Origin of the sequence: uncultured Proteiniphilum sp., from assembly GCF_937873925.1 — a bacterium.
Classification (GTDB): Bacteria; Bacteroidota; Bacteroidia; order Bacteroidales; family Dysgonomonadaceae; genus Proteiniphilum.
Genome location: NZ_CALNAT010000046.1, coordinates 1 through 15,495 on the forward strand (window position 1 = coordinate 1; position 15,495 = coordinate 15,495).

Annotated in this window: 12 protein-coding genes; 10 read left to right on the forward strand and 2 right to left on the reverse strand. The window is 41.2% G+C overall.

Translation table 11 applies throughout. From position 1 onward, the window contains the following. The first annotated feature begins 199 nt into the window (after nt 1-199). The 10 genes from Q0502_RS03245 to Q0502_RS03290 all read left to right on the forward strand — a co-directional run bounded on the left by Q0502_RS03245 (nt 200) and on the right by Q0502_RS03290 (nt 12,187). Nucleotides 200-6,118 carry a DUF3320 domain-containing protein gene (locus Q0502_RS03245; protein ID WP_298647079.1) on the forward strand — a complete coding sequence of 1,973 codons (5,919 nt, stop codon included), beginning with the start codon at nt 200-202 and terminating at the stop codon, nt 6,116-6,118. Nucleotides 6,119-6,206: 88 nt separating this feature from the next. Then, entirely contained in the window at nt 6,207-7,217 is a 1,011-nt protein-coding gene (locus tag Q0502_RS03250) for a virulence RhuM family protein (protein ID WP_298647082.1), read from the forward strand. Between the two features lie 163 nt (nt 7,218-7,380). Beyond that, nucleotides 7,381-7,887 carry a DUF6398 domain-containing protein gene (locus Q0502_RS03255; RefSeq protein ID WP_298647084.1) on the forward strand — a complete coding sequence of 169 codons (507 nt, stop codon included), beginning with the start codon at nt 7,381-7,383 and terminating at the stop codon, nt 7,885-7,887. Nucleotides 7,888-7,892: 5 nt separating this feature from the next. Continuing rightward, nucleotides 7,893-8,402, forward strand: a complete 510-nt coding sequence (locus Q0502_RS03260) for a GNAT family protein (RefSeq protein WP_298647086.1) — start codon at nt 7,893-7,895, stop codon at nt 8,400-8,402. A 1-nt stretch (nt 8,403) separates the two neighbouring features. Further along, entirely contained in the window at nt 8,404-8,853 is a 450-nt protein-coding gene (locus Q0502_RS03265) for a GNAT family N-acetyltransferase (protein WP_298647088.1), read from the forward strand. 3 nt (nt 8,854-8,856) lie between these two features. Beyond that, nucleotides 8,857-9,417: a carbon-nitrogen hydrolase family protein gene (locus Q0502_RS03270; protein ID WP_298647089.1), complete on the forward strand. Its 561-nt coding sequence runs from the start codon at nt 8,857-8,859 to the stop codon at nt 9,415-9,417. Nucleotides 9,418-9,613: 196 nt separating this feature from the next. Beyond that, complete coding sequence (locus Q0502_RS03275; protein ID WP_298647091.1) at nt 9,614-9,889, forward strand: zinc ribbon domain-containing protein; 276 nt, start codon at nt 9,614-9,616, stop codon at nt 9,887-9,889. 2 nt (nt 9,890-9,891) lie between these two features. Next, a complete protein-coding gene (locus Q0502_RS03280) occupies nt 9,892-10,677 on the forward strand; it encodes a class I SAM-dependent methyltransferase (RefSeq protein WP_298647093.1) in 786 nt (261 codons plus the stop codon). 29 nt (nt 10,678-10,706) lie between these two features. Then, a complete protein-coding gene (gene bla, locus Q0502_RS03285; RefSeq protein ID WP_298647094.1) occupies nt 10,707-11,438 on the forward strand; it encodes a subclass B1 metallo-beta-lactamase in 732 nt (243 codons plus the stop codon). Then, nucleotides 11,435-12,187: a DUF5131 family protein gene (locus tag Q0502_RS03290; RefSeq protein WP_298647096.1), complete on the forward strand. Its 753-nt coding sequence runs from the start codon at nt 11,435-11,437 to the stop codon at nt 12,185-12,187. Before bla ends, Q0502_RS03290 begins: the two co-directional genes overlap by 4 nt. Before the next feature lie 155 nt (nt 12,188-12,342). Here the strand turns inward: Q0502_RS03290 and Q0502_RS03295 are convergent, their stop codons facing one another. Then, the gene (locus tag Q0502_RS03295; RefSeq protein ID WP_298647098.1) at nt 12,343-13,206 is read right to left on the reverse strand and encodes a hypothetical protein; all 864 of its coding nucleotides are present in this window, start codon (nt 13,204-13,206) and stop codon (nt 12,343-12,345) included. Nucleotides 13,207-13,303: 97 nt separating this feature from the next. After that, nucleotides 13,304-15,484 (reverse strand): HEAT repeat domain-containing protein, encoded by a 2,181-nt coding sequence (locus tag Q0502_RS03300; RefSeq protein ID WP_298647101.1) that lies wholly within the window; start codon nt 15,482-15,484, stop codon nt 13,304-13,306. Nucleotides 15,485-15,495 lie beyond the last annotated feature (11 nt).

Consider the following 15,495-nt stretch of genomic DNA (forward strand, 5'->3'; position numbering starts at 1 on the left):
ATCTGGTGCCGAGAGGCGTGGGGGTTCGAGTCCCTTCAGCCGCACGCAAGAAAATCGAATGATTCATTAAGTCCCTGAAAGTAAATATACTCTTAGGGATTTTTTTTGTCCTCTGCTCCTACATATCCCGCTAAAATTCTTATCTTTGAAGGTAAAATAAAAACCATTCTAAATAGCGGGATATTATACCAAAAGCATTATGAGTGAAGGATCTAATTTGATAAAAGTAGAATTCGTTTATCTTCCCGTCATCAATTTCGTATTCCAGCAAAATCGTGTTTCCGTCATCCGTATTTTCACTATTGAAAATATTTCAGGAAAAGCATTGAACAATATTCGGGTGGAACTGACTTCTGAACCTGATTTTGCCGATACAGTTCCTTATCTGTTAGAGACTATTCCCATAGACGGAACAGTGAGGATAGATGATGTAAAATTGAAATTGTCAACCAATTTTTTCATTCAATTAACCGAACGATTGGCCGGAAATATATCGTTAAAAATTTATGTAGAAAATGTGATTGTTTTTCAGGAAGATTATTCTATTGATATATTGGCCTTCGACCAATGGAGTGGAATTTCGGTATTGCCGGAGATGTTATCCGCTTTCGTTACTCCCAATCATCCTGCTATTGTTTCAATACAGAGAAGAGCTGCTCATATCCTGGAACAGATGACCGGTAATCCGGCACTGGATGAATACCAAAGTAAAAACCCGAACCGGGTGAAAAACCAAATGGCGGCTATCTATAATGCAATTACAGAACAGGATGTTATATACAGTTCTGTTCCCGCAAGTTTTGAAAAATACGGACAGCGGATCAGAATGGCCGATAGTGTGATGTCGCATAAGATGGGAACATGCCTGGATATGGCGTTGCTGTATGCTTCTTGTCTGGAGGCTATTGGAATACATCCTTTGATTGTTGTTACACAGGGACATGCTTTTGCCGGAGGATGGCTGATACCGGATACTTTTCCCGATAGTGTGATTGACGATGGTTCGTTTCTGACAAAACGAACTGCCGAAGGGATTAATGAGATTATTTTGGTGGAAACGACTTGCATGAATAAGGGAAATGATTCCACTTTCGACCAGGCGGTAAAACGAGCAAACGATGCTATCAGGCGGATAAACGATTTTCTTTTGGCGTTAGATGTTAAACGTTCCCGATTTTCGGGAGTAAGGCCCCTGCCACAACGTATTTTGAATGGAGAGCATTGGCAAATAAAAGAGAATGGTAATACGTTTTCAGAAAAAGAGATCGTTAATCCCGAAGCTATTAATCCGTATGATTTATCAAATCTTTCCTCCAATATTCAAGTTACTAAGCAATTGATGTGGGAGCGGAAATTATTGGATTTGAGCTTGCGAAACAATTTGTTAAATACAAGAATAACCAGGAATACGCTTCAACTGATTTCTGCCGATCTGGATAAATTTGAAGATGCATTAGCCGATGGAAGCGAGTTCAGGCTTATGCCGAAACCTGCCGACTGGGACAATCCGTTGTATGATTTCGGAGTGTATCATTCCGTGGCTTCTTCTGATCCGGTTATTGAACTTATCAGATCGGAGATAGCACAGAAAAGACTAAGGACTTACCTGACAGAAACGGAATTGGACAAATCTTTAAAACATCTATACCGATCATCCAGATTATCGATTGAAGAGAACGGGGCCAATACCTTGTATATGGCACTCGGTTTACTCCGTTGGTACGAAACGCCTAATAGCGAGCGTCCGCGTTATGCCCCGCTTCTGTTATTTCCTGTTGAAATGATCCGGAAATCGGCGGCTAAAGGGTATATCATTCGTTCCCGAGAAGAAGATATTATCTTGAATATTACCTTGCTGGAGATGCTCAGGCAAAATTTCGGTATAAATGTTCCCGGTTTGGAATCGCTTCCACAAGACGGACGCGGCGTGAACGTGCGGCTCATCTATTCTATTTTCAGGAACAGCATTAAAAACCTGCCGAAATGGGATGTTGAAGAACAGGCTGTCCTGGGTATATTCTCTTTCAACAAATTTATCATGTGGAATGATATTCACAACAACGCGGATAAATTGATGGAGAATAAATTGGTATACAGTCTTGTTACCGGTAAAATTGAATTTGAAGTGGATGATACGCAGACAGATGCCTCGGAATTGGATAAAACCCTGACCCCGGCGGATCTTGTACTGCCTATAAGCGCCGATTCTTCCCAGTTGGAAGCCGTTTATGAAGCAATAAACGATAAAACCTACATTTTGCACGGTCCTCCCGGGACGGGAAAATCCCAAACCATCACCAATATAATAGCCAATGCCCTCTACCAGGGGAAAAGGGTACTTTTTGTCGCCGAGAAAATGGCGGCATTGTCAGTTGTTCAAAGTCGCTTGAAGGCTATTGGATTAGCTCCTTTCTGTCTGGAACTTCATTCGAATAAGGCAAAGAAAACAGATGTTCTGTCGCAGTTGAAAGAAACTACCGAAATTGTAAAATACCGTTCTCCTGAGAATTTCGCCCGCGACGCCAAACGTTTGTTCGACCTTCGTAAAGACCTGAATGTATATATCGAAGCGTTGCATAAGCCGTATCCGTTCGGATTATCTTTATATCAGGCCATAACGAAATATCTGCATTTGGAGACGGATGTTGAGTTGAAATTTCCACAATCCTTATTCCCTGATCTTACTGAAGATAAACTTCTTGAATGGCAGGACGCCGTCGATTTACTTGTAAGCGTGGGAAATGCCTGTGGGCACCCTTGTAATCACCCTCTGACCGGGATCAACATAGCAAGATATACATCTGAAGCGAAAGAGAAAGCTTCTGCTGTCTTACAGGAGGCCATTAAGGTTTTTTCGGATCTGAAAAAGCAAACAACGCTATTAAATACGCTGGCCGGAGATGCACCTGAAACAAAATATACCCGGGGGCAGTTTGATAGCGCGGCAACCCTTTTTGCTGTTTTACTTCAAATACCCGGGTTGACGCCGGCTTTATTGCACGAACATAAGCCGGAAGAGCTGTTCACGGAATGTAGAGAAGTGGTAATGCATGGAAAGGAGCGTGACCGGTATAAAAAAGAAATCCGACAACATTTCAGCGAAGATATCCTTACCATCGATGCCAAATCCCTATTGAATGCATGGAATAGGGCCACCGATAAATGGTATATCCCCCGGGTTTTGGGACAAAAGAAGGTGCGTGATCAATTGAAATTATATATTGATGGTGGTACAATTAAGCATACTGATATAAAGAACACACTTACAAACATTATCCAATACCAGCAGGAGCAGAAATTGGTGAATGACTATTCCCAAAAGTTGCAATTGCTGTTCGGGAAGTTTGCCAAGCAGGAAAATGAACAATGGGAGACGATCCTTCAAATAATCAGCGATTTTTCTTTATTAGACAATGCTGTGCTTGTTTTTACGAACGATATCGTGAAAGCCAATGAACTGAAGCAAAATATCGCCAGGCAGTTAGTGAGCGGAATAGATACTTTCAGGAAAGTACATGAGAAATCTTTCAATGAATTTAAAGGGTTACTGTGGCAACTCGAGAATGGATTATCCGACTTGTCGGGGGTATTGAATGTGGATGATACTATGCTAATAGGCAATGATACATTGTGGTTAGACAACGCTTTATCGCAGTTAAATAGTTGGCTTTCCCATATCGACAAGCTAAAAGACTGGTGTCAGTGGCTCACTGCAAAAGAGAGGGCGGCCGGACTTCAAATTGGATTTGTCGCTGATGAATACAGGGAGAAGAATATTCCGACGCATCAATTGAAAAACAGTTTTTTGAAAGGATTCTATCGTGCGGCTATTGACTATATTATTGCGCAAGAGTCGGGACTGGAACTTTTCAAAGGAGAATTATTCAATGATGTGATTTCAAAGTACAAGGAGTTGAACGATCATTTTGCAGAGATTACCAGGAAAGAGTTATATGCCAGATTGGCCGCGAATATCCCCTCGTTTACTATCGAGGCTACCCAGAATTCAGAAGTAGGGATATTGCAACGCAGTATCAGGAATAATGCGCGTGGCATGTCCATCCGTAATCTGTTCGATCAGATTCCTACTTTATTATCACGCATGTGTCCTTGCATGCTGATGAGTCCGATCTCGGTCGCGCAATATATCAATCCCGATGCCGACAAGTTTGATCTGATCATTTTCGACGAGGCTTCTCAAATGCCGACGTATGAGGCTGTGGGCGCTATTGCCAGGGGAAAGAACATGATCATTGTAGGTGATCCCAAGCAAATGCCTCCGACAAACTTTTTCTCTGTCAATAACGTGGATGAGGATAATCTGGATAAAGAAGATCTGGAGAGTATCCTGGACGATACTTTGGCGCTTTCTATCCCCTCCCGCTATCTGCTGTGGCATTACCGCAGTAAACATGAAAGCCTGATAGCGTTCAGCAATTCGGAGTATTATGATAATAAACTGCTTACTTTTCCCTCCCCTGATAATATCGAATCGAAAGTCCGCATGGTTCATATAGATGGGCTCTATGACATAGGGAGAAGCCGGCAGAACAGGAATGAGGCCGAAGCCGTAGTCAATGAGATCAAACGTCGTTTGTCCGATGAGGAATTAAGAAAAAAAAGTATTGGAGTAGTTACCTTTAGTGCAGTGCAACAGAATCTTATTGAAGACCTGTTGTCAGATCTGTTTGTTTTCAGACCTGATTTAGAGGTTATTGCCCTGGAATGCAAAGAGCCTCTGTTCATTAAGAATCTCGAAAATGTACAGGGAGATGAACGCGATGTCATTCTATTTTCCGTGGGATATGGCCCGGACGCGGAAGGCCGGGTGAGTATGAACTTCGGGCCATTAAACCGTAATGGAGGGGAGAGGCGTCTGAATGTGGCTGTCTCCCGCGCAAGGTATGAAATGATCATTTTCTCATCACTGCGTTCCGATCAGATCGATTTGAACCGCACCTCTGCCATAGGTGTCAAAAGCCTGAAACGTTTTCTCGAGTTTGCGGAAAAGGGAGAGCGGCTGAATAGGGAGCGGCAGTTGGCTATAACCAAAGACGCTTCAATTGAATATCTTGTTGCCGAAAAATTGAGGGAAATAGGATATGAGGTGCATACAAATATCGGTACTTCCGGCTATAAGATTGATATTGCCGTTGTGGATGAGAATAATCCCGGTAACTATATTTTAGGTATCATTTGTGATGGTGAAAATTATAAAAGGACAAAAACGACCAGGGATAGGGAAGTTGTGCAGAACAGTGTACTGCGTATGTTGGGATGGAATATATGCCGTGTATGGACGCTCGATTGGTGGGAGGATCCCACGAAAGTAATGATCATGATTGAATCTGCCATCGAAAATGCTAAAAAGAGAATCACTGAACCGGTCATAGCCAAAAAACAAGATGAAAAAGTGTTGGTTACGGGTGATGAAGAGGGGCTGATCAAAAATAATTTTGCGGATCGGGGAGTGATGCCGGAAAAACCAAATACAATGGCGAAAGACCCGGTTGTAATGAAAGAAGAGTCAATCGTAATGCAGGAAGAGCCAATAAAAACAGAAGAATCCGATATACATGATATATATGTGTATGCAAATCTTCCAAAAGTACCATTTCCTTCAGAATCATTTCTTTTTCCTCACAATGAGAGTTACATTGTAAGACAGATACAGATAGTTCTTGAAGCGGAAGCCCCAATAAGCCGCTCTCTGTTGTGTAAACGTGTGCTTAACTCCTGGGGAATTTCCCGTTTAGGATCACGGATAGATGCATATTTTAATGAGTTGTTTACTAAAGTTGAATACTATCAAAAAAGAGACGACGAATCTATCTTCTTTTGGAGAAGTGAAGAGCAGATGATCTTATATGATACTTTCAGGCCGGTATCGGAACGTACTGCACTTGATTTGGCACCTGATGAAGTGGCGAATGCGATGAAATATTTATTGAGATCACAAATCAGCCTTCCGACAAAAGATTTGGCACGTATTACAGCACAGCTTTTCGGTTTTGCCAGAACAGGTAATAACGTAGATTATGCTATGTATCAGGGTATACGGGAAGCTGTAAGGCGGGGTTATATAAAAGTGGAAAAAGGGCGGGCTATTATTTTGTAAAATAGCTGTTTTGAAATCAGTAAGAATATTTCCGCCAAAATGTAGGAAAATAAAAAATTGAATGCAGGATTAATAAGTAAAAGATGTATTGATGAGTAATAATCAAGGAAATATCATTATCTATCAAGCTGGAGACGGGCATACCCGTATTGAGGTGAAGATGGAAGACGAAACTGTATGGTTGACGCAAGCGCAAATAGCCATATTGTTTGATGTAGATCGATCGGTGGTTACTAAGCATTTAGGTAATATATTTGAAGAAGGAGAATTAGACAAAGATTCAGTATGTGCAAAATTTGCACATACTGCCGAAGATGGGAAAACATATCAAACCCAGTTTTATAATCTGGATGCTATTATCTCTGTTGGCTATCGTATTAAATCCATTGTAGCTACACATTTCCGTCGTTGGGCCACCGAACGTTTGAAAGAGTATATGATCAAGGGCTTTACGATGGATGATGAACGCCTCAAACAATTAGGCGGAGGAAATTATTGGAAAGAACTACTCGATCGGATCCGGGATATTCGTTCTTCCGAGAAAGTGCTTTATCGTCAGGTGCTCGACCTTTATGCTACAAGTGTGGATTATGATCCTAAATCTGATGTTTCCATTCAATTTTTCAAGATTGTTCAGAATAAATTGCACTTCGCTGCACACGGGCACACTGCTGCGGAAGTTATCTATGAACGGGCAGATGCTGATAAGCCATTCATGGGGTTGACTACATTCTCTGGAGATCTTCCCACAAGCAAAGATATAACTGTTGCAAAAAATTACCTGACGGCTGACGAGCTTAAAATATTGAACAATCTTGTTTCCGGGTATTTCGACTTTGCGGAAATTCAAGCTATGCGGCGTAATCCAATGTATATGTCGGACTATGTTAATCAGTTGGATAATATTCTTTCTTCAACCGGAGAAAAGTTATTGGCCGATGCCGGTAGTGTCAGTCATCAACAAGCGATGGAGAAAGCAAAAGCTGAGTATAGAAAATATCAGGTGAAAACTGTATCTTCTGTTGAGCAAGCCTATCTGGATGCTATTAAGCAATTGGAAAGAAAGGCTAATAAGAAAAAAGATAGAAAAGACGAGTAAAAGTTATCTGACAGTATAAATCACAATTTGTGATCTTAAACCAAAATATTAATACTGACTGATAACGAGTTCCAAAACTTGAAGTCACAATTTGTGACTTCAAGTTGGGGGGCGTCCGTAAACTTCCAAATGCTTTTACAGAATTATTTATAAGGTATAATATATGGACATAAAACAAATCAAAAAAGAAAAAGAAGAGAAATTGATTGAACTGGTCTCTAATTTCTGTCAGGAGAAACTAAATGAGGAATACAAACAGCTTTGTATTGAACTGGTTCAAAAATTAGGGCGTAAGAGAAATGTCCCTTTCTTGACCGGAAAAATGGAAATATGGGCAGCCTCTGTCATATATACAGTTGGTAATCTGAACTTCCTTTTCGACAAATCTTTTGAGCCCTATATTCCATCAAGTGATATTCATAATTATTTCGGCACAAAAAGCTCAACAATAGGAGCCAAGTCTAAATTGATTCGCGATATGCTGAAATTAGACAGAATCTTCAATAATGAATTTGCAACCGGAGATATGGTTGATAGTAACCCATTTAATCAGTTCGTTATGGTTGATGATATGATTCTACCAATTGAATCGTTGCCGGAAGAATACCAACAGATGGTTAGGGAGGCCCGTGCGAGAGGAGAAGATATTTCTTTCCAGACAAATGGATAAAAAGTATGAGCAAAAACTATCTACTAAGGGAATGGAAATTGTCAGACAAGGAATCTCTTGCTGAAAATGCCAACAATATAAACATTTGGAACAATGTAAGGGATTATTTCCCTTACCCATATACGGTTGAGGATGGGGAGCAGTTTATCAATATGGTTTTAAGTAAAGAACCACCCTTTACTGATTTTGCGATTGACGTTGACGGAAAAGCTGTCGGAGGAATCGGAATTGTTTTAAACTCAGATGTAGAACGGATAAGCGCCGAGATCGGCTATTGGTTGGGAGAATATTACTGGAACAGAGGAATCATGACAAATGTTGTGGAAGAAATGGTTGATTACGCTTTCTCTCATTTTCCGATAAAGAAGTTGTACGCACCTGTTTTCGATTTTAATAGAGCCTCACAACGGGTTCTGGAAAAAGCCGGATTTGAAAAGGAAGCTGTGCTGAAACAGGCTGCCATCAAAAACGGTAAAATCATAGATTTGCATTATTACGGATTAATCAGAATATAAAATGAAAATTATATCGGTTCGGGAAAACCCCGAATACAAGGAAAAAGCGATTCGTTTTTTCCAACAAAGCTGGATTACGGTATCGCCAGTTATATACGAAGACAGTATAAGCCACAGTCTAAACGCAGAGAGTCCTCTGCCACAATGGTATTTGCTGGAAAAAGAAGGTGGAATTATAGGATGTGCCGGACTTATCACAAACGATTTTATCAGTCGGATGGATTTGTATCCGTGGATTTGCGCAGTATTTATTTCGGAGCAACAAAGAGGAAACAACTATGCGGAACTTCTGATTAACAAGGCAAAAGATGATTCTAAAAGATTCGGATTCAGAAATTTGTATTTATCTACCGATCATGTCGGTTATTATGAGAAATTTGGGTTCAACTATATCGGACAGGGATATCACCCTTGGAATGAAGAGTCAAGGATATATCAGATAGAATTGTAAAATATGAAAATAGGCTTCTTTCAATACGATATTATATGGCGTGACAGGGATGCCAATCTAACTTATATAAGAGAGAGAATAAAAGATTCCGCTTTCGATTTATTGGTGTTACCCGAACTATTTACCAGTGGGTTTGCATTTGATTCGAAAGATGAATTAATACCTTTTGGTGAAAATCTGAATGATAGCTATACACTCAATTATCTCACAGATTTGATGAAGGATTGCGGGGGATATATAACGGGATCAATACCTGAATTGTGTGGAACCCAATTATATAATACCTCGATTATTGTGGGAGCCGAAGGTTTGGTCGTTTCTTACAGGAAGATCCATTTGCCTGATTATGAAAAGCGAGCTTTTACAGCAGGGAATGAAGCCATCGCTTGTAAATGTAATGATATGAAAGTAGGATTAACTATTTGTTTTGATGCTTGGTTCGCATCATTAAGTTCCAAATTGAAATCACAGGAAGTCGATATTATTTGCCATTCTGCCTGTTTCGGAGGCGAGGTTACACCGGCTATCATTCCTATCCGGGCATTGGAAAATCAATGTTATTAAATCATCCTGCATTTGGGAGTTTGATAACGAAAGATTTTGTTTCGGAACATGCGAAGTATGATATTGAGATAAAAAGCTGAAAATATAGAAGAAAGTTATAGCTTTTATAAGAACGGATTGGGCTGTCGGGTTTTCTAATCCTTCGGCCAATAGATTGGGATTTACAGATTATAACCCACAATAAATTAAATTAATCATGGAAGAAAAAATTTGTCAGAGCTGCGGTATGAATATGAAATCCGCAGGAGATTTCGGCACGAATGCCGACGGAACAAGAAACGAGGAGTACTGCCATTATTGTTATCAGAACGGAGCTTTTACCCGTGACGTGACAATGGAAGATATGCTGGAGACAAACCTGAAATACCTCGACCACTGGAATAAAGAGACGGGAAATAATTTTACGCCCGATGAAGCACGTCCGATTCTTCGTGAGTTTCTATTAACATTGAAACGCTGGAATAAAGAGTAAAGATGAAACTAAAAGACTTGTCCATAGAAGAAAGTGTTGTTACGGCTATGGATGGAGACGATGCAGAAATATTTCCGTATCTTCCTTACATATTGCAGGATTTTTGGGAAATAGGCTCCTCGCCTTCGGATATGATAGAGCTGATTGAAAAGCATACAAACGATTACTCCGGTTTAAAAGTCCTGGACTTAGGTTGCGGCAAAGGAGCCGTGTCGATACGAATTGCCGAAAAATTGGAATCTAAGTGTTGGGGATTTGACGGAGTCTGTGAATTTATTGAAGAAGCCAATCGAAAAGCGAAAGAATATAAGGTTAAATCCTTATGTCATTTTGAAAAAGCAGATATAAGAGACAAGATAAATGAACTTCGCCGGTTCGATGTCATTATTCTGGGAGCTATCGGGCAAGTCTTCGGCGATTACTATGCCACTTTGACCAAACTCAAAAACTGCCTGGAACCCAATGGCATTATTTTAATCGACGATGCTTATATTGATGATTTAAGTACATTTAATTATTCCGCGTTGTTCAAAAAGAATGAATTGTTAAGACAAATATCCGAAGCAGGAATGGAGTTGATTGACGAAAAGATCGCGAGCGATCCGGAAGAAATAAAATCGGAGCACGAACAGGAATTTGATTATATCACATTCAGATGCAATGAACTGATAAAGAAACATCCTGAACAAAAATCATTGTTTGAGAATTACATGAAAAAGCAGCGTGAAGAATATGAGGTTTTAGAGAACTGTGTGGTTTGTTTGACAATGGTGATAAAAGAGAAATAATGAATAAAGAATAAAAACCGCAATAAACCATGAGGAGAATTATATCACTATTTATCTTAAGTATTATCCTTTTAGGATGTAAAGAAGCAAAATCAAAAAAGGAAGTATATCAGTCGGAAAAGTTGCTGATAACCCAAATCTCAGAACATGTTTATGAACATATATCCTATCTTGAGACCGAAAGTTTCGGGAAAGTTCCGTGCAACGGAATGATTGTTTGTAACAAAAACGAAGCTGTTGTTTTTGATACGTCAACCGATAATGAATCTTCCTCTGAATTGATTGATTGGATAACAAGTACGCTACAATGCAAGATTAAGGCAATTATTCCTACTCATTATCATGTCGACAATTTAGGCGGATTAGATGAGTTCCATAGTCAAGGAATACCTTCTTATGCCTATCAAAAGACAATCCAAATAGCAAAAAAGTATGGACTTCCGGTTCCACAACAGGGATTCGATCCATTCCTCGAATTGGAAGTAGGGGGAGAAAGAGTATATGTGGATTTTTTAGGGGAAGGACATACTTGCGATAATGTTATCGGATATTTCCCTCTGGAAGATATTATGTTTGGCGGCTGCCTTATCAAAGAGGTTGGGGCTGGAAAAGGAAACCTTGCGGAAGCGAATCCTGACGAATGGTCCGAAACAGTAAAGCGTGTCAAAGCAAAATATCCGAACACTAAAATAGCTATCCCCGGACATGGCAAATCCGGAGGAATGGAACTGTTCGATTATACAATCACACTGTTCGAATGACAAAGAATGCTATTGAACCCAAGTCGAAGATGTGGAATCTGTGGCATGGCTGCCATAAGCTAAGCGCTGGTTGTAAGCATTGCTATGTTTACCGGGGTGATTCAAAACGGGACGTTGACAGTAGTATTATTACCAAAACAAAGAATTTTGATTTACCTGTGCAGAAAAAGCGGAACGGAGAATACAAAATCCCTTCGGGAACGATGGTTTACACTTGTTTCACTTCCGACTTCTTTTTGGAGGATACCGATCCCTGGCGTGCGGAAGCATGGGAAATGATACGTCTTCGAAATGATTTGAAATTTATGATGATAACCAAGCGTATCGACCGTTTGCATGAATCATTGCCTGAAGATTGGGGCGACGGCTATGATCATGTAACCATTTGCTGTACGGTTGAGAATCAGGACAGAGCGGATTATCGCCTGCCTATCTATAAAACGGCACCCATAAAACACAAAGTCATTATTTGCGAACCGCTTTTGGAAGGCATAGATTTATCCTCATACAATATCGGTTCATGGGTTGAGCAAGTGGTTGCCGGAGGGGAATCAGGATACGGTGCCCGTGCCTGTAATTTCGATTGGATCATAGATTTACGCAACCTGTGTACCGGACAGAATGTTTCGTTCTGGTTCAAACAAACCGGAGCCAGGTTCGTCAAAGACGGAAAACTATACCACATAGACCGTCGTTTACAACATTCGCAGGCTCGCAAGGCAGGAATTAATTTTAATGCAATAAAATGATAGGAAAAAATGTATTATCTTTACCCCGTTAAAATAATTGTAAAATAATCCGGCTATCCGGCTCTATAAGGGGTTAGGTTTCAAGATAATTGCTGAGAATGAAGGATTATATCATGTTGCTTCTTTTGAAATAATCCTTCTTATTTTCAGTGAGCTTAAAAAGATGCCTGTTTATAAAAGTCCTGCAGCAATTGATAAGCCCTGAGCGTACTGTCTGTGTTCAGATAGTTGTTCCGGATCTTCCTGTATTTTTCCAGCACTTTCTCCGACCGGTAATAAATGACAGAATCTGTGGCCAATGTAGGTGTATGATCTTCCGGATAGGCGTAGGTAAAGGATCCTGCTCCCCTTGCATATACCGGTATCTGGAAAAATTTCCGAGGTAGAAGCTTCTTGGTTTTGGAAGATTCAAGCGCAGCTTCCACAAAGAAGTCGACGGCATAATCGGGATATCCGAACAGATAGCCGTATCCTCTGTATCGTTCATAGCGGTCTGCATTTTCAATCGTACTGACCACGGTCGCAGGATCGGCTCCGGGAACCAGTCCGAACTGGCCGAAAAAACTTTCTTTTACCCGCAGAAGGCTGTCCAGCGAACTCATCCTGACAATGCTTAACTGTAACAACCGAATGCTGTCCTGGGCTGATTTATAAGGCACCAGTACAAATTTCAGATCAGGAAAATCCAGCCGGTTGACCGCCTGTTGGATAGCATATAATCGATCTAAATGGTTTCCTTGCTTCTTCCGGTCGACAATATCGCCACTTGTTTGTTTTACACTGTCCGTATTGGCCAAAGGAAAACGGTACAGTCTTACCGAACTCATGGGTTTCACATTGCCCAACAGGGTGTACAGCGCCTCATAATCGAGGGCAGACTGCAGAATGGAATCGACGAGTTGTTGTTCCTGAAAACGGATAGTCGTCTCGATACCCGGCGGGATCACTTGCTGCTTGCTTTTACAGGACAGAACAAGGGATAAAAGGAGTAAAAACGCTAAATAGGAATATTTCTTCATTTGTCTTTGTTTATAAAGTTGGTTTAGTACCTTGCCCCTTTGGGATGGAAACTAAAAATTCCTTATTTGATACCCTCGGCGCTTGCTTCGGGAGCATTTATTGACCGGATAATCTGTTCATCGATTTTTTTATTTCGGAAAGCACGGTTTCGTTCGGCTCTGCTGAGACTAACTGCTGTAATTGTTCTATGATGTATCCTTTACGATAGGAATAATTATACCACCCAAGCGCTTCGGCTACAGCGGTACGCAGTTCGGGATCATCCGTCCGGTCTGCCAGTACCGAGAGCAGGATGTCCGCTTCATCCGAGGCAGGATGGTTCCGGAACCGGGAAATCTCCGATGTCCTTTTGCTGGCGCTTATCGATTTATCCGATATGGAAAGGATATCGCTCTTTTTGCTTTGATTGGCCGACCGGATGCTCTTCAGCGTATTGTCCAGCATCTCCCTTGCATACAGCGGCAGGTCTTCAGATTGGTTCAGTAATTCTGTCTCCAGTTTATCCAGATTCAGCATCCTGTATGCAGAAGAGATCTTAAAGTTTACACGTTTCGAAGTATTGTCGTTCAATATGGCGTGGGCAACAGCCGGCAATAGATCTTCCGATCCGTTCTTTCCGATAAAATCAAAAGCATACCGTTTTGTGAGTTCATAACTGTCTGTTGAGGCTGCGGCCAGTACTTCCACAAATGTGTCATTATTGAGCCGGGACAACAGCATCAGGGACTGGAGCCGTACAATCATATCGGGGGATTCGAAATACGATTTTTTCAACAGATCACTTATGCCGGGATCATTATTTTCATACAGCATCTGTAAAGCCATCGCCTGTATATCCACATAGGGACTGGCCAGGGCCTTTCTCCAAAAACGGTTATCATTCCGGTGTGTGGTCAGTGCATCATTGATATCAAAATCATCAGTGGCATTTTTTGCAAACCGGAAAGTAGGATCTCCCAGAATATGTGTTTCCAGAAAATGAGTGTATTTGCCCCATTGTCCTATCCGGAGTCCATGATCGAGTAATCCCAGAAATTCATCAGGCCATTTGTCCTGGATGGTGTTGACGGTGTTTGCCTGTGTAACAACGGTTTTACCGTCATTAAACAGATAGGCGCCGGCAATATACTCATCTTCGTAGAAAGAGCCGTTATAGCAGGCATCAAACATGACAAATCTTGCATTGGGCGATATAGCGATGATCTCATCCACAGTTATTTCGAGGGACGCGTTCATCACCGAATCCTTTTCCATAAGAACCGGATCGAAAGCCTCCTCGCACCATGCACGCGGAACATCCAGCAGGTTGGCATAATATGATATGGTCTCTTCTTTATCTTTCCCTCTTTTTACGGCTGACGATACTTTGCTGCGCAGGTATATTTTTATATTTTCTATGGAGGTGTTTACGTCGCTGCCACTTTTATATCCGTTGACATATTGCCGGTCATTGGAACCGTGATGATGAAACAGCATGATATCCAGATCGGGACGAAGGATCTCATTCATCCAGTAGGGTTTTATCGGCCAATAGGAATCGAAATCCATGAACTTTACGTAACTCCCCGGATTGAACAGCGTGGGAAATTGTTCTTTAAGCGCCAGTTGCTCGCCGGACCATGCCACTTTCGATTCGGAATTATATCCGTATCCCCGGGCAACCGAAAGATTGTCAATAAGGTTGTTTTTCTCATTCGTCTTGATATCGACTACTTTTGTCAGATAGTCGCGCAATTGAGCATACTTGTCTTTTTTCCCTTTTTCCAGCGGCTTGATACGGGCCGTATAGATATCCGACCGGATTGTCTGTTTTGAGTCGGGACGTAACGAATAATAGAAGAAAAGCGGTTTGAGTGAATCCTGCCTGAGGAAATCGAAAGAGAGATCGAAATCGTCATAAAACCGGTCGGATGCAATGCTGGACTGCTGCCAGTCCCGTTTCTGGTTCATTTTGAAAGCCGAGGTCAGATGTTGGGCGTCCCTTACCATTACAATGGGAATATCGCCTATCAATACGGCACCTTCGATTGGATTTTTCTTTACATGGTATAACCGTTTCAATTCCTGTTTGATGGAATCGGGATGGAACCATCGGTCAATAATGAGATACGTTTTAAGCCCGTCGGCTTCTATCGATTCGGCATACCGTTTTACCTCGTTTTCCGCCTGCCGGTAACTTGCACTGTCTATGACAATGGCAAAACCGTTTGACGTGTTTTTTGCCTGTAGTGCCAGCGTAAAAGCGGCCAGCAATATGATCAGTAATCTATATCTCATAAAAATTATTT